The organism is Kribbella sancticallisti (assembly GCF_039530625.1).
In the GTDB taxonomy this organism is placed as follows: domain Bacteria; phylum Actinomycetota; class Actinomycetes; order Propionibacteriales; family Kribbellaceae; genus Kribbella; species Kribbella sancticallisti.
The window spans coordinates 128,711-146,321 of record NZ_BAAAOS010000018.1; the positions used below are offsets into that span (position 1 = coordinate 128,711).

The following is a 17,611-nucleotide window of genomic DNA, read 5'->3' on the forward strand; positions in this document are numbered from 1 at the left end:
GTGGAGCGGGCCGCGTTCATTCGTCGGACTGATGCACAAGTTGTTCGGTCAGGTGCGTAGAGTCTCTCAGCGATGACATGGTTCGAGGCGCTGTTCGTCTTCGTGGCGGGAATCGGCGCGGGCACAATCAACGCGGTGGTGGGTTCGGGCACCTTGCTGACCTTCCCCGCGTTGCTTGCTGTCGGCATCCCACCGGTCCTGGCGAACGTGAGCAACAGCGTCGGCCTGGCCCCCGGTACAGCGGCCGGCGCGATCGGCTATCGGCGTGAACTCGAGGGCCAGCGCGGCCGGATGCTCCGGCTGATTCCGGCGTCCCTGATCGGCGGTGTCGTCGGAGCGGTCCTCCTGCTCAAGCTCCCGGGCTCGGCGTTCCAGGCGATCGTGCCCGGCCTGATCCTGCTCGGCTGCTTGCTGGTGGCCCTGCAGCCGTGGCTCTCCAAGTGGATCAGCGTTCCCTCGCACACCCACCGCGGTGCTTGGTGGGTGATCCCGGCGGTCTTCGCCACCGGTGTGTACGGCGGCTACTTCGGCGCCGCCCAGGGCGTGCTGCTGATGGCGATCCTCGGGCTCGGCATGGACCCGAACCTGCAACGGATGAACGGCCTGAAGAACGTCCTCGCGACCGTGGTGAACTCGGTGGCGGCGATCTTGTTCATCATCGTCGCCGACGTGGACTGGCTGGCCGCCGGGCTGATCGCGGTCGGGTCGACCATCGGCGGTTTCCTCGGCGCCCGCTACGGCCGCAAGCTGCCCCCGATGGGGCTGCGGGCCCTGATCGTCGTGATCGGCGTCGTCGCCATCGTCACGATGGTCTTCTGAGCTCCAGCCCGGCCAGCAGCAGGTCGAGGCCGTAGTCGAACTGCTCGTCGCCGCCTGTCGTGCGCGCCAGTTCCGGCGCCAGGTCGACCACAGTGGGGAACTCCTTGGCGGACAGCGATTCCATCGTCGTCCGCAGCCGTCGCCAGGCCTCGGGATCACGGCGTTCCGCGGCCATCTGGATCTCCCACGAGGTGGCGCCGAGGACGTAGGTGAACAAGGTCGTGTGGGTCCGGGCCGCCGCTTCGGCGTCGAACCCGGCGGAGCGCAGTACGCCGAGCAGTCCCTCGGCGACCCGGGCGGTCTCGTGACCACTCAGCGGGCGGCTCCCCAGTAGTTGCGCCAGGCAAGGGTGCTGCAGCATCAGTGCGCGCAGACCTCGACAGACGGCGCGCACCTGGTCCTTCCAGTCGACGTCCGCCGGCACCGGGGGGACGAGCGCCATCAGGTGGTCGCGGACCGCGTCGTACAGGTCGTCCTTGTTGCGGAAGTAGGTGTAGAGGGCCATCGGGCCGACCCCGAGCTCGGCGGCCAGCCCGCGCAGGCTGAAGGCGTCGGTGCCCTTGGCCTCCATCAGATCCAGCGCGGTCCGCACGATCAGCTCGGAACTGAGCGTGTTCCGCGGGGTCCGGCTCTTTGTTACCGACATCTCATCCACCTCCCTAACGTACACTGTATAGTACAGCGTAGAGGAACCACGATCGAGAGGAGTTCGACGGTGCGAGCCGTACAGATCACCGAGTTCGGTGGCCCGGAAGTGCTGAAGATCGCCGACGTGGCGGAGCCGGTCCCGGCCGAGGGCCAGGTGCTGATCACTGTCGACCGGGCAGGGGTGAACTACGCCGACACGCACCAGGTCGAGAACAGCTATCTCTCGAAGGCCGAACTGCCGCTCATCCCGGGTGGCGAGGTCGTCGGTCGTACCCCGGACGGCCGCCGCGTCGTCGCATTGGTCGGCTCGGGTGGCTATGCGGAGAAGGCAGTGGCGCACGCGCCGTACGCGTTCGACGTACCGGAAGGTGTCAGTGACGGGGACGCGCTGGCGCTGGTCCTGCAGGGCACGACCGCGTGGCATCTGCTCAAGAATTCGACCCACCTGAAGCCGGGGGAGTCCGTGCTCGTCCACGCCGGTGCCGGTGGGGTCGGCTCGCTCGCCGTGCAGTTGGCGAAGCTGTGGGGTGCGGGTCGCGTGATCGCGACCGCCTCCACCGAGGAGAAGCGCAAGCAGGTTCTGGAGCTCGGCGCGGACGCCGCGATCGACGGCGACCCCGAGGGTCTGAAGGAGCGCATCCTCGAAGCCAACAACGGCAAACCGGTCGACATCGTGCTGGAGATGGTCGGTGGCAAGACGTTCGACGAGTCGTTCGACGCGCTGGCCCGGTTCGGCCGGCTGGTCACCTTCGGCGCGGCCTCGCGGCAGAGCGCCAAGGCGATCGAGCCCGGCCGGCTGATGAAGGGCTCCAAGACCATCGCCGGCTTCTGGCTGGCCGACTGTTTCAAGAACCCGGCGCTGCTGGGCGACCCGCTGGCCGAGCTGTTCGGCCTGGCCCAGGAAGGCAAGTTGCGTCCGATCGTCGGCGGCGACTATCCGCTGTCCGACATCGCCACCGCCCATGAAGACCTGCGAGCCCGGCGGACCGTCGGCAAGCTCGTGCTCGACCCCACCCGCTGAACACCATCAGGGAGTCAATCGATGACCATCGCAGTCGAGAAGGTTCTGTACACCGCCCGCGCCACCGCCCAGGGCGGCCGCGACGGGCACACCGCGAGCGACGACGGCAAGCTCGACGTCACCGTCGCGCCGCCGAAGGAGATGGGCGGCAACGGTGAGGGCACCAACCCGGAGCAGTTGTTCGCCGCCGGTTTCGCCTCCTGCTTCCACAGCGCGCTGAAGCTCGTCGCCCGCAAGGCGAAGCAGAACTCCGACGATTCGACCGTCACCGCGGCGGTCGGCATCGGCCCGATCAACGGCGGCGCCGGTTACGGCCTCGAGGTCGAACTCGTCGTCGCGCTGCCGAACGTCGAGCGCGCCGTCGCCGAGCAGTTGATCGAGAAGGCGCACCACGTCTGCCCGTACTCCAACGCGACCCGCGGCAACATCAAGGTCGCCCTCACCGTCGCCTGACGCACCCTGCGTCGGCAGGAACTGGTCGGCAGCACCGGACCGGTGCTCAGGCCATCCGCTCGAGAGCCTCGGCGAGCAGGGTCTGGGTGGCGCTGACCGGTGCTGCCGAGATCGTCAGCGCTTCCATGATGGCGGCGTACTCGTCGAGGTCCTCGAGTTTGTCCAGGTAGAGCGCGCTGGCGGCGTGCTCGATGTAGACGACGTCGGGCAGATCCCCTTCCGGGAACCGCAGGATGCTGAACGCGCCGCCCGCGCCGGGATAGCCCACCTTGCTGAACGGCATCACCTGCAGCGTGATGTTCGGCTGCTTGTCGACCGCCATCAGGTACTCGATCTGCTCCCGCATGGTCTCGCGCCCGCCGACCGGCCGATGCAGAACGGCCTCGTCGATGACGACCCACAGCCGGACCGGATTCGGCCGGGTGAGGATCTGCTGCCGGGTGACCCGCAGCGCGACCCGCTGGTCCACCTCGTCGGCCGGAAGGTACGTCTTGCCGAGCTGCACGACGGCTCGCGCGTAGTCCTCGGTCTGCAGCAACCCGGGCACGAAGAGCACCTCGTACGTCCGGATCAGCTTGGCCGCCACCTCGAGCCCGACGTAGTTGGAGAACCAGCTCGGCATCACGTCGCCGTACCGGGACCACCAGCCGGGGTTGTTCGCGGCGCGGGCCAGTTCCATCAGCCGATCGCGTTCCTGCGGGTCCTTCAGCTCGTACAGGTCGAGCAGGTCGTTGACGTCGCGTTCCTTGAAGCCGACCCGGCCGAGCTCCATCCGGCTGACCTTGGACTCCGAGGCCCGGATCTGCCAACCGGCGTCGGCGCGGCTGATGCCCGCCGTCTCGCGCATCCGGCGCAGGTGTCCGCCGAGCATGATCCGCAGCGCGGTCGGCCCGCCGTCTTCACCCGTCACACCGTCATCCCGTCCCCACAGATCGCTCCCGGGTCGGTCGAACCGGGTTTCATGAGCAACCTGATGTTATCCCGGGGATCAGCCGGGCACGGAGAGCGCGAGCACCGTGGCGGTCGGAAGTTTGGCCAGATCGGCGCCGTCGACGAGCAACTTCGAGCCGCGGATCCCGCTGCCGATCACGACCAGCCCGGCCCGCGCGACCGCCTCGTCGACGAGCACGGGCCACTCAGCGGGCAGCCCGATCGGAGTGATGCCGCCGTACTCCATCGCGGTCGAGGCGACCGCGTCGTCCTGTGCGGCGAAGGAGATCTTCCGGACCCCGAGGTGCCTGCGGATCACCCCGTTGACGTCCGCCCGGTGGGTGGCCGGCACCATCACCGCGGCGTACGTCGACTCGCCGGCCCGCTTGCCGTGCACGATCACGCAGTTCGCCGACGCGGCCATCGGTACTGCGTACTGCTCGCAGAAGGCCGCCGTGTCCGCCAGCGCCGGGTCGATCGCCGCCGCGTACGCCGGGATGTCGCCGAGTGCGGCGCGGACCGGAGCGGCCAGCAGGTCGGGAACCTCCGTGGCGGCCTGCCAGTCGAGGTTGCCCAGTTCCGGTGTGGTCACCGCTTCTCGTCCACGAGGTCGGCGTACTCGGTGTGCTCAGCCAGGAAGTCCTGGTAGTAGGGGCACAGCGGCTTGACCCGCAGACCCGCCTCGCGGGCATCGTCCAGCGACTTGACGGCGATCCGCCCGGCCACACCGCGGCCGCGGTACTCGGGCAGCGTCTCGGCGTGCAGGAACGCGATCGCCGGGCCGGTGAGCCGGTAGTCGACGAAGCCCATCAGGTTGCCAGCGGCGTCGCGGGCCTCGTACCGGTTGCTTTCCCGGGCGTCCGCGACGGTGATCTCGGTGTCCATGCCAGCCACTGTATCCAGCCGTCCGCAAGCCCTCCGACGACGGTGGGTCTCGCGGTGGTGACTGCCGGGGTACGCGGGTGACAGGCTGGAGATCCAGCGGCCGGAGGACAAGCCGTAGGCTGCCGACGAGCAAGCCGGCCGTAGGATCGCCGGGTGGGTTCTCTCCTGGTGGCCGGTACGACGTCCGACGCGGGCAAGACGACGGTCGTGACCGGGCTCTGCCGATGGCTGGCGCGCCAGGGGCTCCGGGTGGCGCCGTTCAAGGCGCAGAACATGTCGAACAACTCGATGGTCTGCGCGGACGGCGCCGAGATCGGCCGGGCCCAGTGGATCCAGGCCGTGGCCGCGGGGGCCGAGCCCGAGGCGGCGATGAACCCGGTCCTGCTCAAACCCGGCAGCGACCGCCGCAGTCACGTAGTACTGATGGGGGAGCCGTGGGGTGAGCTCACCGCCCGCGGCTTCCTCACCGAACGCGCCGAACTGGCGAAGGCGGCGTTCGCGGCGTACGACGATCTGGCCTCGCGGTACGACGTCGTCGTGAGCGAGGGCGCGGGGAGTCCCACCGAGATCAACCTGCGCCGGTCCGACTACGTGAACATGGGCCTGGCCCAGCACACCCAGGCACCGGTGGTGGTGGTCGGCGACATCGATCGCGGCGGGGTGTTCGCGTCGATGTTCGGCACGGTGGCACTGCTCGACGCGGCGGACCAGCGGCTGATCAGTGGATTCGTGGTGAACAAGTTCCGCGGCGACGTGTCGTTACTGCGGCCCGGGATCGACATGCTCGAGTCGGTGACCGGGCGGCCGACGTACGGCGTCCTTCCGTGGCTGCCGGAGCTGTGGCTGGATTCCGAGGACGCGCTGGACGTGCCGGCTCGGCGGGTGTCGGCTTCCTCTGACGTTCTCACCGTGGCCGTGGTGCGGTTCCCGCGGATCAGCAACTTCACCGATCTGGACGCGATCGCCGTGGAGCCGAGCACGAGCGTGTTCTTCACCGCCAGCCCGGCCGAGGTTCGCGACGCCGACCTGGTGGTGCTGCCGGGATCACGTGCTACCACAGCGGATCTGGCCTGGCTCCGCTCGACCGGGCTCGCCGACGCGGTGACGGCGCGGGTGGCCGCCGGGCGTCCGGTGCTGGGGATCTGCGGGGGATATCAACTGCTGGGCGGGGTGATCTCGGATCCCTTCGGGGTCGAGGGCGGCGGATCGCACTCCGGGCTGGGGTTGTTGCCGGTGGCAACCACGTTCGCGGTGGAGAAGGTGCTCGCGCGGCCGGCGCCGACGGCGTACGAGATCCATCATGGGGTGGTGTCCGTGACTGGTGAGGCTTCGGCCTTCCCCGGTGGCTGCCGGTCCGGGGCGGTCTGGGGGACGATCTGGCACGGGCTGCTGGACGACGACGATGCCCGGCACGCCTTTTTGACCGAGGTCGCTGGATTGACCGGCAAACCCGCGCCGGACGACACCACGTCGTTCGCGGCTCAGCGCGAGGCCCGGCTGGACCGCCTCGCCGACGCGATCGACGAACACCTCGACACCTCCGCCCTGCTGGCGTTGATCGAATCCGGTGCGCCGGCCGGTGTGCCCTTCGTGCCGCCCGGGGCGCCGGAACTGTCGGCGGGCTGATCTAGCGTCGTTCTCGTGGATATCAAGGCAGAGCTACACCAGAAACTCCGGACCACTCGCGCCCTCATGCCGGCGAAGCTCGAAGGCCTCAGTGAATACGACATGCGCCGGCCGCTCGTGCCGTCGGGGACCAATCTGCTCGGCCTGGTGAAACACCTGGCCGGCTTGGAGTACCTGTACCTCGGAGAGTGTTTTGGCCGGGTCCCGCCGGAGAAGCTCGCCTGGGTCGAGGACAAGACGATCTGGGAAGGCGCCGACATGTGGGCGCTTCCGTCGGAGTCGAGCGAGTACCTGATCGGCCTGTACCAACGGGCGTGCGCCTTCGCGGACGAGACGATCGCCACCCTCGAACTGGACGCGCCGGGCTCGGTGCCACACTGGCCCGAGGATCGCCGCGCCACCACCCTCGGCGTCCTCCTGATCCGCATGGTCGACGAAACCGCCCACCACGCGGGCCACGCCGACATCGTCCGCGAACTCATCGACGGCACCGGCGGCTCCGACGCCGACATGCTCGACGAGGCCGGCTGGACGGAGTACTGCACGAAGATCCAGCAGGCCGCGGAGACGTTCAAGTAGGGGGTGACGCGGCAGATTGTCGGACGGGGGTTTGTTAGCGGTGGTGCGGTAAGTCAGCGAGGAGACGCCTACGAAGGCGCGTTCGTCGTGGTCAGCCACGACGAACGGTTCCTCACCGCGCTCAAGGTGTCCCGCCGGCTCCGCCTCGCCGGGCGGCTGCTGGAGATGGGTGCACCTGACCGTGGCTGAGCTCATGATCGCCGGCTTCACGCCCGCTGTCCCACGCTCACTTGAGGCTGAGAGCATGACCGGGTGAGTGACGCGTTGGAGGTATTCGAGCGGCATCGTGGCCGGATGTTCGGGATCGCTTACCGGATGCTGGGCTCTGTCATCGACGCCGATGAGGTGCTGCAGGAAGCGTGGTTGCGGTGGCAGGGCGTGGAGCATTCGAGGGTCGAAGAGCCAGCAGCCTTCCTGGCGAAGACCGTGACCAACCTCTGCCTCAACCAGCTGACTTCAGCTCGTGCCCGGCGTGAGACCTATGTCGGGGAGTGGCTTCCCGAACCGGTTCTCACTGGTGGCAGGTTCGACGACCTCGGTCCGCTCGACGAGGTCGCCCAGCGTGAATCCGTCTCCTTCGCGCTACTGACCGTCCTGGAGAAACTCACCCCGGCCGAGCGCGCGGCGTACGTGCTGCGGGAGGCCTTCGCCTACAGCCACCGCGAGGTCGGCGACCTGATCGGTACTACGGAAGCCAACGCCCGCCAGCTCCATTCACGAGCGCGCAAGCGGGTCGCCGCCGACCAGCCTCTGCGGCCGGTGGATCCGGGACATTGGCGCACGCTGGTCGAACGCTTCCTCGCCGCCGCGCAACTCGGTGACCTCGCCGGCCTCGAGTCGCTGCTCGCGGCGGACGTGGTCTCCCGCGCGGACGGCGGTGGCAAGGTCGTCGCGGCCCGGAACCCGGTCGCGGGCCGGGATCGCGTGGCCCGCTACCTGGTCGGCGCACTGGGACGCTTCGGCGCCGGCATCGCCGCGTACTTCGCCCACGCCAACGGCGAGCCGGTACTCGTTGCCGCCGACCCCGAAGGAGTCCGGGCGGTCGTCTTCCTCAGGTTCGACGGGGAGACGCTCAGCAGCCTCGAGTTCGTGATGAATCCGGACAAGCTCGGCGGGGTCGAGCGGCAGTTGTCACGAATCGGAGGGGTGTCTGGTCTCGGCTGCTGAGCGAAAGGACATCAACCATGCGAACCATCCTCGTCACCGGGGGAACAGGCGTTCTCGGCCGCCCGACAGTCGCCAGACTGCGCAGCGCCGGGCACGACGTCCGGGTGCTGAGCCGCAAACGCGGCCCCGGCCTGATGACCGGCGACTTGTCCACCGGCGAAGGCGTCCGCGAGGCGGTGAACGGCGTGGACACCGTGCTGCACCTGGCCACCAGCCTCGGAAAGGGCGACGTCGAGCAGACCCGGCAACTCCTGGAGATCGCGCGGCCGTCGGGAGTCGAGCATCTGATCCTGATCTCGATTGTCGGCGTCGACCGGATCCCGCTGCCGTACTACCGCCACAAGCTCGAGGGCGAGCGCTTGGTGACGGAGTCACCGATCCCGTACTCCGTACTCCGCGCGACCCAGTTCCACCACCTCGTCGACCTGGTCCTGAGCGCCCAGCGCTTCTCGCCGGTCCTCCTGGCTCCGTCGGTCACGCTGCAGCCGATAGCTGCCGAGGATGTCGCCGAGCGGCTGGCCGAGGTGGTCGCCGCTCAGCCGGGCGGGCCGCCTGCCGGACATCGGTGGCCCTGAGCAACGAGCTGTGCCCGAGCTTGCCCGGGCCTGGAAGCTCGCTGCCGGATCGCGTCGGCCCGTGGTTCCGCTTCGGCTGCCCGGGAAGGTGTTCCGGGGGTATGCCGAGGGAGCCGCGATGCCTGAGGGTACGCCGTACGGGCGGAAAACTTTCGAACAGTTCCTCACCGAACGCTTCGGTGCGGAGGTGGGACGGTGAGTGCCCGAGTGCTGCGGAGCGGGCTGGTGGTCCTTGCTCTGATCCAGTTGGTGGTGGGGGCGTGGACCCTGTTCTTCCCGGCTAGCTTCTACAACGACGTGCCGACGGTCGACTGGACTCCGCCGTACAGCGAGCATCTGTTCCGCGACTTCGGCAGCACGACGCTGGGGATCGGCATCGTGGTGGCCGCCGCCGCGATCTGGCTGGAGCGGCGCCTGGTGATTGTGGCGCTGCTGGCCTATCTGGCGTACTCGCTGCCGCACCTGGTCTTCCATGCGCACCATCTGGAAGGCGAATCCTCCACGCTGTCTGCCGGGCTGCTGGCCGCCCTGATTCTGTCGGTGCTGCTCCCGCTCGCGTTGCTGGCCCTCGTCCTCAAGCCTTCACCACAGCCCACGGTGACTTGACGACTGTGACAGTCGTACTGTCACAATGGTCCGCATGGGGCCGCTGCGTGGGGTGAAGGTTGTCGAGTTGGCCGGGATCGGGCCGGCGCCGTTCGCCTGCATGATGCTGGCCGAACTCGGAGCCGAGGTGCTGCGGATCGAGCGCCCGGGCGGTGGGATCGCGCTCGGGCCGCCGGAGTTGGAGTTGATCAACCGTGGACGCCGCAGCGTCGCGCTGGATCTGAAGAACCCGGCGGCGATCGACGCCGTGCTCCAACTGGTCGCGGGCGCCGACGTATTGGTGGAGGGCTTCCGGCCGGGCGTGGCTGAGCGGCTCGGGCTCGGGCCGGAGGCCTGTCACGAGGTGAACCCGAAGTTGGTCTACGGCCGCATGACTGGTTGGGGCCAGGAAGGTCCGCTGGCCCAGTCGGCCGGGCACGACATCGACTACCTCGCGCTGTCCGGCGCGTTGCACGTGATCGGCCGGGCCGACGGGCCACCGCAGGTACCGGCGAACTTGCTCGGCGACTTCGCGGGCGGCTCGCTGTACCTCGTCGTCGGCGTACTGGCTGCGCTGGTCGAAGCGCGGGGAAGCGGGCGGGGCCAGGTCGTCGACGCCGCGATCGTCGACGGCGCGGCGCACCTCACCACGATGCTCCTCGGCGTCTTGGCGGGCGGGAGTTGGAAGCAGGAGCGCGGTACGAATCTGCTCGACACCGGAGCGCCCTTCTACGACGTGTACGAGACGTCGGACGGGAAGTTCATGGCGGTCGGCGCGCTGGAGCCGCAGTTCTACGACGAGTTGATCAGGTTGCTCGAGGTCGAGGCGCCCGACCGGTACGACGTGGCGAACTGGCCCGACCTGCGGAAACTGCTGGCCGAGACCTTCGCCCAGCGGACTCAGGCCGAGTGGACCGAGGTGTTCGACGGCACCGACGCGTGCGTATCGCCGGTGCTCCCGCTGGCTGCCGACCATCCCCATCTGGTGGCCCGCGGCACCTTCGTCGAGAAGGACGGCGTCCGTCAGGCAGCCCCGGCGCCGCGCTTCTCTCGCACCCCGTCCGAACTGTCGGAGCCGCCCGCCCGGGCCGGGCAGCACACCCGCGAGGCGCTGGCGGACTGGGGAGTGACCGGGATCGACGACTTGCTCGATTCCGGTGCCGCCGTGCAAGCCGACTGACCGACCACCCACCCACTCGCAGCCGACCAACCGCGCCGGCTGCCGACCCGCAGTACGGGATCAACGACAGGAGACCGCCCGTGGAACGTCACCTCTTCGACGCCGATCACGATGCCTTCCGGGAGACCGCGCGAGCGTTCTGCGAGAAGGAGATCGTGCCGCACCACGAGAGCTGGGAAGAGGCCGGCATCGTGCCGCGGGAGTTGTGGACCGCGGCGGGCGAGGCGGGCCTGCTCGGGTTCATGATGCCCGAGCAGTACGGCGGTGGCGGCGTGCGGGACTTCCGCTTCAACGCGGTGGTGATCGAGGAGGTGACCAAGGCTCGCGCGAGTGGTCCCGGGTTCACGATCCACGCCGACCTCGTCTCGGCGTACCTGCTCGACTACGCCTCGGAGGAGCAGCAGGCGCGCTGGCTGCCGAAGTTCTGCAGCGGCGAGATGATTACCGCCATCGCGATGACCGAGCCGGGAGCCGGCAGCGACCTGCAGGGCATCACCACGACGGCCAGGCGCGACGGTGACGACTACCTCCTGAACGGCCAGAAGACCTTCATCTCCAACGGCATCCTGGCCGACCTCGTCATCGTGGTCGTGAAGACCGACCCGGAGGCCGGCTACCAGGGCATCTCGCTACTGGTCGTCGAGCGCGGGATGGAAGGTTTCGAGCGGGGGCGCAACCTCGACAAGATCGGCCTGAAGGCGCAGGACACGGCCGAACTGTTCTTCGACAACGTCCGGGTGCCGGCCGCCAACCTCCTCGGCGAGGAGGGCAAGGGCTTCATCTACCTGATGGAGAAGCTGCCGCAGGAGCGGCTCGCCATCGCGGTGGTGGCAGCCGCGGCCTGCGAGAGCCTGCTCGCGACGACGCTGGAGTACGTGAAGGAGCGGAAAGCGTTCGGCCGGTCGATCGGGTCGTTCCAGAACAGCCGCTTCGTGCTCGCCGAACTGGCCACCGAGACGCAGATCGCCCGCGTCTTCGTCGACCGCTGCATCGAGGAACTGAACGCCGGGACGCTGTCCGTCTCCGACGCCGCGATGGCGAAGTGGTGGACCACCGAACTGCAGAAGAAGGTCGTCGACCGCTGCCTGCAACTGTTCGGCGGCTACGGCTTCATGACCGAGTACCCGATCGCCAAGGCGTACCTGGACACCCGGATCCAGACAATCTACGGCGGCACCACCGAAATCATGAAAGAGATCATCGGCCGGACGATGGGAATCTGACCTCTTCATGGAAGACTGCCAGGCAGTGCTTCCAGCTTGAGGGAGGGTCCTGATGGGCATCGTGTCGCCTGGGTTCACCGGTCGTGGCCGGAGCGGATCGGACTTGCCGCCCGGGCAGTATCTGACTCATGAGTTCCCGGTGCTGTCCGCCGGGCCGACTCCGCACGTCCTCCCGGAGCACTGGGAGTTCACCGTGGCCACCGAGACCGGCGAGACGTCGCGGTGGGACTGGTCGGCGTTCATGGCGTTGCCGAGTGAGGACATCACCAAGGACCTGCACTGCGTGACCAGGTGGTCCAAGCTCGGTACTGACTGGAGGGGTGTCTCGCTGGACACCCTGCTGGCGGATGTGGAGACCGGCGCCGACTACGCGATGGCGCACAGTTACGGCGGCTACACCACGAACCTGCCACTGGAGGACCTCCTGGATGGGCAGGCCTGGATCGCCTACGAGTACGACGGCGAGCCGCTGCACCCGGAGCACGGGGGACCGGCCCGCCTCCTGGTGCCGCACTTGTATCTGTGGAAGAGCGCCAAGTGGGTGCGCGGCCTGGTCCTGTCCGACACGGAGGACCTGGGCTTCTGGGAGACCGCGGGCTATCACGAGTACGGAGACCCATGGAAAGAACAGCGCTACGCAGGCGACTGACCTGGCAGGTCGGCACCGTCACCGAAGTACGGCAGGAGACGGCGACCGCCAGGACACTGGTGCTGGACATGCCCGACTGGCCGGGTCACCTGGCCGGGCAGCATGTCGACGTGCGCCTGACCGCTCCGGACGGGTATCGGGCCTCGCGCTCGTACTCGATCGCCTCCGCCTGGAACGGTGGAGGCGTCGAGTTGACGGTCGAGCAGGTGCCCGAGGGCGAGGTCTCGCCGTACCTGGCCGAGGTGCTCGCTGTCGGTGACCCGCTCGAACTCCGCGGACCAGTCGGTGGCTGGTTCGTCTGGAAGCCCGAGCAGCCCGGACCGGTCCAACTCATCGGCGGGGGATCCGGCGTTGTCCCGCTGATGGCGATGCTGCGCGCCCACGCTGACGCCGGCAGCCAGGCTCCGGCCCGCCTCCTGTACTCCGTACGCAGCCCGGCGTCGGTGTTCTATCTGAACGACCTCAAGGAGGTGGCCATGTCCGAGGACGTGGCGATCACCTTCGCCTACACCCGCGAGGCGCCGCCGGGGGAGTCGCGTCCGCCGAAACGGATCGACGCGGAACTGCTCAAGTCGGTCGCCTTCCAGCCGGAGGACGAGCCGACCACCTACGTCTGCGGGCCGACGCCGTTCGTCGAGGCGGTAGCCGACCTGCTCGTCGCCGCCGGGCACGACCCCGCGCGCGTGAGAACCGAACGCTTCGGACCTACAGGAGGACCGCGATGACTGCGGACGTTCCGACCTATTTGGATGGCAATGCCGCGGCGGGTGCGCTGCGGGAGGTGTTCGCCGTCGACATCACCGCCGCGATCGGCCAGTGCGGCGGCTGCGGCCGTACTGGCGTCTTCGCCGAGGCCCGCCTCTACGTCGACGCCCCCGGCATGGTCGCCCGCTGCTCCGGCTGCGACGACGTCCTCCTCCGCGTCGTCACCACCCCGACCGACACCGTCCTGGACCTCCGCGGCATGACCTACCTCCGCATCCCCAACGCCACCTGACCCGGCCTCTGAGGTCTCCGGAGGTCAGCGGCGAGTTTCAGCGGCGTGGGGGCTTGGTGCGGGAGCGGCGGATGGTGTCGCGTTGGGTTTCGCCGACGGCTCGTTCGTAGGCGAGGACCAGGCCCTGGATGGTGACGGGCTTGAAGCGCTCGACCAGTTGCTGGATGTGCTCCGGCGGACCGCCCGAATCGCGGTAGTGCGGCCAGACCTTGGTCCGGAAGACCTCGGTCAGTTCCTCGGCGAGCGCGCGGCCGTGCTCGGTGAAGATCCGGCCGGCGTCGAGGACCGCCTCCACCGGGAGATCGAGGTCGAGCAGTTCGACCCCGAGGCTGAGATGCGCCGTGGCGACCTGGAAGACGTCCTCGTCGGGGGTCGGCTCGACCACGCCGAGCGCGACCAGCATCTCGATGTCGTCGTCGGTCAACTCCCGCCCGGTACGCCGTACCAGCGTCGCGCGGTCGAGCGTCTCGGGCAGGTCCCGCATCCACGGGGTCAGCAGGGTCCGGTGCAACGCGATGTCCTGCGGGGTGGCGTCGGCCGGGATCCGGTCGAGGTATCCCTCGATCGCGGACAGGGTGAACCCGTGCGCCTGCAACTCCCGGACCAGGTCGAGCCGGGCGATGTGCTCGGGCCCGTAGTACCCAACTCGCCCACGGCGTACCGGCGGGGGGATGAGTCCACGGCCGGCGTAGAAGCGCAGCGTGCGGACCGTCATCCCGACCCGGGCGGACAACTCATCGACGGTGAGCGTCGCCTCTTCCGTGCTGACTTCCGACATGGCGGAGATCATACGAGCCCCCCTTGACCACCGTGACACCATTACTGTCACAATCGGGAGGACGACTCGACCGACGGGATCCTGATGACTACTGAAGCATTCCTCTACGACGCGATCCGGACACCGCGAGGCAAGGGCAAGGCGGTCGGCGCCCTGCACGAGGTGAAGCCGGTCCAACTGGTCACCGGCCTGCTGCAGGAGCTCCGTACCAGGCATCCCGACCTGGACGAGGAAGCGATCGACGACGTCGTGCTCGGCGTGGTCACGCCGATCGGCGACCAGGGCATGGACATCGCCCGTACTGCGGTGCTGGCGGCGGGCTATCCGGAGACCACCGGTGGCGTCCAGCTCAACAGGTTCTGCGCGTCCGGCCTGGAGGCGGTGAACCAGGCGGCGCAGCGAGTCCGTTCGGGCTGGGAGGACTTCATCCTGGCAGGTGGGGTCGAGTCGATGTCACGTGTGCCGATGGCCTCCGACGGCGGCGCCTGGGCGATGGACCCGGAGACCGCGATGCAGACGAACTTCATCCCGCAGGGCATCAGCGCGGACCTGATCGCGACGACGGACGGGTTCTCCCGCACCGACGTCGACGCGTACGCCGCCGAGTCGCACGCGCGCGCGGCCAAGGCCTGGGCCAACGGGTACTTCGCCCGCTCGGTGGTTCCCGTCGTCGACCGCAACGGCCTGCAGATCCTCGACCACGACCAACTGGTCCGGCCCGGGACCACCGTCGAGACGCTCGCCGGGCTGCCGGTGTCGTTCGCGGCCATCGGTGAGCACGGCGGCTTCGACTCGGTCGCGCTGGAGAAGTACGTGACGGTCGAGCGGATCGACCACGTCCACCACGCCGGCAACTCGTCCGGCATCGTCGACGGCGCCGCGCTGGTGGCGATCGGCAACGAGAAGGCCGGCCAGGCGCTCGGCCAGGCACCGCGCGGCCGGGTGGTCGCGGCGGCGGTGAGCGGCACCGATCCGACCATCATGCTGACCGGTCCCGCGCCGGCCGCCCGCATGGCGCTCGCGAAGGCCGGTCTCCAGGTCGAGGACATCGACCTGTTCGAGATGAACGAGGCCTTCGCTGCCGCGGTGCTGCACTTCATGACCGATCTCGGCGTCCCGCACGAGAAGGTGAACGTCAACGGCGGCGCGATCGCGCTCGGCCACCCGCTCGGCGCGACCGGCGCGATGCTGATCGGCACCCTGCTGGACGAGTTGGAGCGCCGCGAGCTCCGCTACGGCCTGGCCACCCTGTGCGTCGGCGGCGGCATGGGCGTCGCCACCATCATCGAGAGGCTTGCCGCATGATCGACTGGAAGAACACCGACGGCGTCATCACGTTGACGATGGACGATCCGGCGGCGTCGGCCAACACGATGAACGAGACCTACATCGCCGCGATGGCGAAGACGGTCGAGCGGCTGCAGGCTGAGAAGGACCAGCTCAAGGGCGTTGTCATCACCAGCGCCAAGCAGACCTTCTTCGCCGGCGGCAACCTGGAGATGCTGTCGAAGATCCAGCCGGAAAACGCGGCCGAGGTGTTCGAGACGATCGAGGAGGTCAAGCGCCAGCTCCGCGTGCTCGAAACCCTGGGCGTCCCGGTGGTTGCCGCGATCAACGGCGCTGCGCTCGGCGGCGGCCTGGAGATCGCGCTCGCCTGCCACCACCGGATCGTTGCCGACGACAACCGGATCGAGCTCGGCGTGCCCGAGGTGACACTCGGCCTGCTGCCCGGCGGTGGCGGCGTGACCCGCACCGTCCGGATGCTCGGTCTGCAGGACGCCCTGATGAAGGTGCTGCTCCAAGGCCAGCGGATGAAGCCCGCACACGCCAAGTCGGTCGGGATCGTCGACGAGGTGGTCCCCGCCGACGACCTGCTCAACGCCGCCTACCGCTGGATCGACGAGTTCGACGGCGACGCCAAGCAGCCCTGGGACCGCGACGGCTACAAGATCCCCGGCGGTACTCCGTCCTCGCCGAAGCTGGCCGCGTTCCTGCCGGCCTTCCCGGCGAACCTGCGCAAGCAACTCAAGGGCGCGCCGTACCCGGCCCCGAAGGCGATCATGAGCGCGGCCGTCGAGGGCAGCCAGGTCGACTTCGCCACCGCGAGCCGGATCGAGTCCCGGTACTTCGTGTCGCTGGCGACCGGCCAGATCGCCAAGAACATGATCAACGCGTTCTTCTTCGAACTGCAGGCGATCAACGCCGGGGCATCCCGCCCGGCCGACGTCCCGCAGTACCGGGCGCGCAAGGTCGGGGTGCTCGGCGCCGGGATGATGGGCGCGGGAATCGCCTACGTCTGCGCGAAGGTGGGGATCGAGGTCGTCCTCAAGGATGTCTCGCTCGAGGCGGCGGAGAAGGGCAAGGCGTACTCCGAGAAGCTGCTCGCCAAGCAGGTCCAGAAGGGGCGCAGTACGCCGGAGAAGGCGGAGCGGTTCCTCAGCCTGATCACTCCGACCGCCGACCCGAACGACCTGGCCGGCTGCGACCTGGTGATCGAGGCGGTGTTCGAGAGCGAGGAACTGAAGCGGAAGGTGTTCGCCGAGATCGCCGGCGTGGTCGAGCCGGACGCGCTGCTCTGCTCGAACACCTCCACGCTGCCGATCACCTCGCTGGCCGAGGGCATCGACCGGCCGGACGACTTCGTCGGCATGCACTTCTTCTCGCCGGTGGACCGGATGCCGCTGGTCGAGCTGATCGTGGGGGAGAAGACCTCCGACCGCGCGCTGGCCAAGGCCTACGACGTGGTCCGGCAGATCAAGAAAACGCCGATCGTGGTGAACGACAGCCGCGGCTTCTTCACCTCCCGGGTGTTCGGGACGCTGGTGATGGAAGGCGCCGCGATGGTTGCCGAGGGCGTCAATCCGGTGACGGTCGAGCGGGCCGCCACCCAGATGGGCTTCCCGGCGCCGCCGCTGGCGATGCTGGACGAGGTCACGCTGACGCTGCCGATGAAGATCCGCGACGCGGCCCGGGCGGCCGGCGACAACGCGGGTGCCTTCGACGACCATCCGGGGATGGCGGTGGCCGATCGGCTCGTCACCGAGTTCGACCGCAAGGGCAAGGCGGCCGGGGCGGGCTTCTACGAGTACCCGGCGGACGGGCCGAAGCACCTGTGGCCCGGGCTGTGGGAGCACTTCGTCAGCGAGGGCGCCGACGTACCGCTGATCGACCTGCAGGAGCGGATGGCGTTCGCGATGTCGCTGGAGACGGTCAAGTGCGTGGACGAGGGCGTACTGCGCTCGGTCGCCGACGCCAACATCGGCTCGATCTTCGGCATCGGCTTCCCGCCGTTGCACGGCGGCGCCCTGCAGTACATCAACGCCTACGCGGGTGGGCTGGCCGGCTTCGTGGCGAGGTCGCGCGAGCTCGCCGCGAAGTACGGCGCGCGGTTCGAACCACCGGCCCTGCTGGTGCGGAAGGCGGAGGCTGGAGAGACCTTCGCCTGACCCCGGTCGCCGATGCCGCCTAACGCCCGATGGGGTTACGGTGGTCGAGG

At 68.8% G+C, this 17,611-nt stretch carries 21 protein-coding genes; 16 read left to right on the plus strand and 5 right to left on the minus strand.

The genetic code is table 11. The annotated features are described in order from the left end of the window. The first annotated feature begins 72 nt into the window (after nt 1–72). A complete protein-coding gene (locus tag ABD255_RS10970; RefSeq protein WP_344212577.1) occupies nt 73–819 on the plus strand; it encodes a sulfite exporter TauE/SafE family protein in 747 nt (248 codons plus the stop codon). On the opposite strand, the gene ABD255_RS10975 is transcribed toward ABD255_RS10970, so the two are convergent. After that, nucleotides 803–1,465 carry a TetR/AcrR family transcriptional regulator gene (locus tag ABD255_RS10975; RefSeq protein WP_344212579.1) on the minus strand — a complete coding sequence of 221 codons (663 nt, stop codon included), beginning with the start codon at nt 1,463–1,465 and terminating at the stop codon, nt 803–805. The two genes, ABD255_RS10970 and ABD255_RS10975, sit on opposite strands and share 17 nt — an antisense overlap. A 69-nt stretch (nt 1,466–1,534) precedes the next feature. Here ABD255_RS10975 and ABD255_RS10980 point away from each other — a divergent pair, with 69 nt between their 5' ends. Further along, nucleotides 1,535–2,488, plus strand: a complete 954-nt coding sequence (locus tag ABD255_RS10980) for a quinone oxidoreductase family protein (RefSeq protein WP_344212581.1) — start codon at nt 1,535–1,537, stop codon at nt 2,486–2,488. A 21-nt stretch (nt 2,489–2,509) separates the two neighbouring features. Continuing rightward, nucleotides 2,510–2,941 carry an organic hydroperoxide resistance protein gene (locus tag ABD255_RS10985; RefSeq protein ID WP_344212583.1) on the plus strand — a complete coding sequence of 144 codons (432 nt, stop codon included), beginning with the start codon at nt 2,510–2,512 and terminating at the stop codon, nt 2,939–2,941. 46 nt (nt 2,942–2,987) lie between these two features. On the opposite strand, the gene ABD255_RS10990 is transcribed toward ABD255_RS10985, so the two are convergent. The 3 genes from ABD255_RS10990 to ABD255_RS11000 form a co-directional block, all read right to left on the minus strand. Beyond that, complete coding sequence (locus ABD255_RS10990; protein ID WP_344213856.1) at nt 2,988–3,812, minus strand: helix-turn-helix domain-containing protein; 825 nt, start codon at nt 3,810–3,812, stop codon at nt 2,988–2,990. 117 nt (nt 3,813–3,929) lie between these two features. Beyond that, nucleotides 3,930–4,463: a YbaK/EbsC family protein gene (locus tag ABD255_RS10995; protein ID WP_344212585.1), complete on the minus strand. Its 534-nt coding sequence runs from the start codon at nt 4,461–4,463 to the stop codon at nt 3,930–3,932. Next, nucleotides 4,460–4,756 carry a GNAT family N-acetyltransferase gene (locus ABD255_RS11000; protein WP_344212587.1) on the minus strand — a complete coding sequence of 99 codons (297 nt, stop codon included), beginning with the start codon at nt 4,754–4,756 and terminating at the stop codon, nt 4,460–4,462. The genes ABD255_RS10995 and ABD255_RS11000 overlap by 4 nt, the downstream gene beginning before the upstream one ends. 153 nt (nt 4,757–4,909) lie before the next feature. On the opposite strand from ABD255_RS11000, the gene ABD255_RS11005 reads away from it, so the two are divergent. The 11 genes from ABD255_RS11005 (at nt 4,910) to ABD255_RS11055 (ending at nt 13,337) form a co-directional block, all read left to right on the plus strand. Further along, complete coding sequence (locus ABD255_RS11005) at nt 4,910–6,382, plus strand: cobyric acid synthase (protein WP_344212589.1); 1,473 nt, start codon at nt 4,910–4,912, stop codon at nt 6,380–6,382. Between the two features lie 15 nt (nt 6,383–6,397). Continuing rightward, nucleotides 6,398–6,961, plus strand: coding sequence for a DinB family protein (locus ABD255_RS11010; RefSeq protein WP_344212591.1), 564 nt, complete (start codon nt 6,398–6,400; stop codon nt 6,959–6,961). Between the two features lie 3 nt (nt 6,962–6,964). Beyond that, nucleotides 6,965–7,150, plus strand: coding sequence for a hypothetical protein (locus ABD255_RS11015; RefSeq protein WP_344212593.1), 186 nt, complete (start codon nt 6,965–6,967; stop codon nt 7,148–7,150). Nucleotides 7,151–7,213: 63 nt separating this feature from the next. Beyond that, nucleotides 7,214–8,128, plus strand: a complete 915-nt coding sequence (gene sigJ, locus ABD255_RS11020) for an RNA polymerase sigma factor SigJ (RefSeq protein ID WP_344212595.1) — start codon at nt 7,214–7,216, stop codon at nt 8,126–8,128. A 17-nt stretch (nt 8,129–8,145) separates the two neighbouring features. Next, nucleotides 8,146–8,703: an SDR family oxidoreductase gene (locus ABD255_RS11025; protein WP_344212597.1), complete on the plus strand. Its 558-nt coding sequence runs from the start codon at nt 8,146–8,148 to the stop codon at nt 8,701–8,703. 195 nt (nt 8,704–8,898) lie between these two features. Beyond that, a complete protein-coding gene (locus ABD255_RS11030) occupies nt 8,899–9,309 on the plus strand; it encodes a hypothetical protein (protein ID WP_344212599.1) in 411 nt (136 codons plus the stop codon). A 34-nt stretch (nt 9,310–9,343) separates the two neighbouring features. After that, nucleotides 9,344–10,468 (plus strand): CaiB/BaiF CoA transferase family protein, encoded by a 1,125-nt coding sequence (locus ABD255_RS11035; protein ID WP_344212601.1) that lies wholly within the window; start codon nt 9,344–9,346, stop codon nt 10,466–10,468. Nucleotides 10,469–10,548: 80 nt separating this feature from the next. After that, a complete protein-coding gene (locus ABD255_RS11040; RefSeq protein ID WP_344212603.1) occupies nt 10,549–11,691 on the plus strand; it encodes an acyl-CoA dehydrogenase family protein in 1,143 nt (380 codons plus the stop codon). A gap of 52 nt (nt 11,692–11,743) precedes the next feature. Further along, the gene (locus tag ABD255_RS11045) at nt 11,744–12,340 is read left to right on the plus strand and encodes a sulfite oxidase-like oxidoreductase (RefSeq protein WP_344212605.1); all 597 of its coding nucleotides are present in this window, start codon (nt 11,744–11,746) and stop codon (nt 12,338–12,340) included. Then, the gene (locus tag ABD255_RS11050) at nt 12,310–13,065 is read left to right on the plus strand and encodes a ferredoxin reductase (protein WP_344212607.1); all 756 of its coding nucleotides are present in this window, start codon (nt 12,310–12,312) and stop codon (nt 13,063–13,065) included. Before ABD255_RS11045 ends, ABD255_RS11050 begins: the two co-directional genes overlap by 31 nt. Continuing rightward, nucleotides 13,062–13,337 (plus strand): DUF6510 family protein, encoded by a 276-nt coding sequence (locus ABD255_RS11055; RefSeq protein WP_344212609.1) that lies wholly within the window; start codon nt 13,062–13,064, stop codon nt 13,335–13,337. Before ABD255_RS11050 ends, ABD255_RS11055 begins: the two co-directional genes overlap by 4 nt. Nucleotides 13,338–13,374: 37 nt before the next feature. Here the strand turns inward: ABD255_RS11055 and ABD255_RS11060 are convergent, their stop codons facing one another. Then, complete coding sequence (locus ABD255_RS11060; protein WP_344212611.1) at nt 13,375–14,115, minus strand: MerR family transcriptional regulator; 741 nt, start codon at nt 14,113–14,115, stop codon at nt 13,375–13,377. Between the two features lie 84 nt (nt 14,116–14,199). Between ABD255_RS11060 and ABD255_RS11065 the strand changes: the two genes are divergently transcribed. Then, nucleotides 14,200–15,420 carry an acetyl-CoA C-acetyltransferase gene (locus ABD255_RS11065; protein WP_344212613.1) on the plus strand — a complete coding sequence of 407 codons (1,221 nt, stop codon included), beginning with the start codon at nt 14,200–14,202 and terminating at the stop codon, nt 15,418–15,420. Continuing rightward, nucleotides 15,417–17,561 carry a 3-hydroxyacyl-CoA dehydrogenase NAD-binding domain-containing protein gene (locus ABD255_RS11070; RefSeq protein ID WP_344212615.1) on the plus strand — a complete coding sequence of 715 codons (2,145 nt, stop codon included), beginning with the start codon at nt 15,417–15,419 and terminating at the stop codon, nt 17,559–17,561. The genes ABD255_RS11065 and ABD255_RS11070 overlap by 4 nt, the downstream gene beginning before the upstream one ends. Nucleotides 17,562–17,611: the final 50 nt, after the last annotated feature.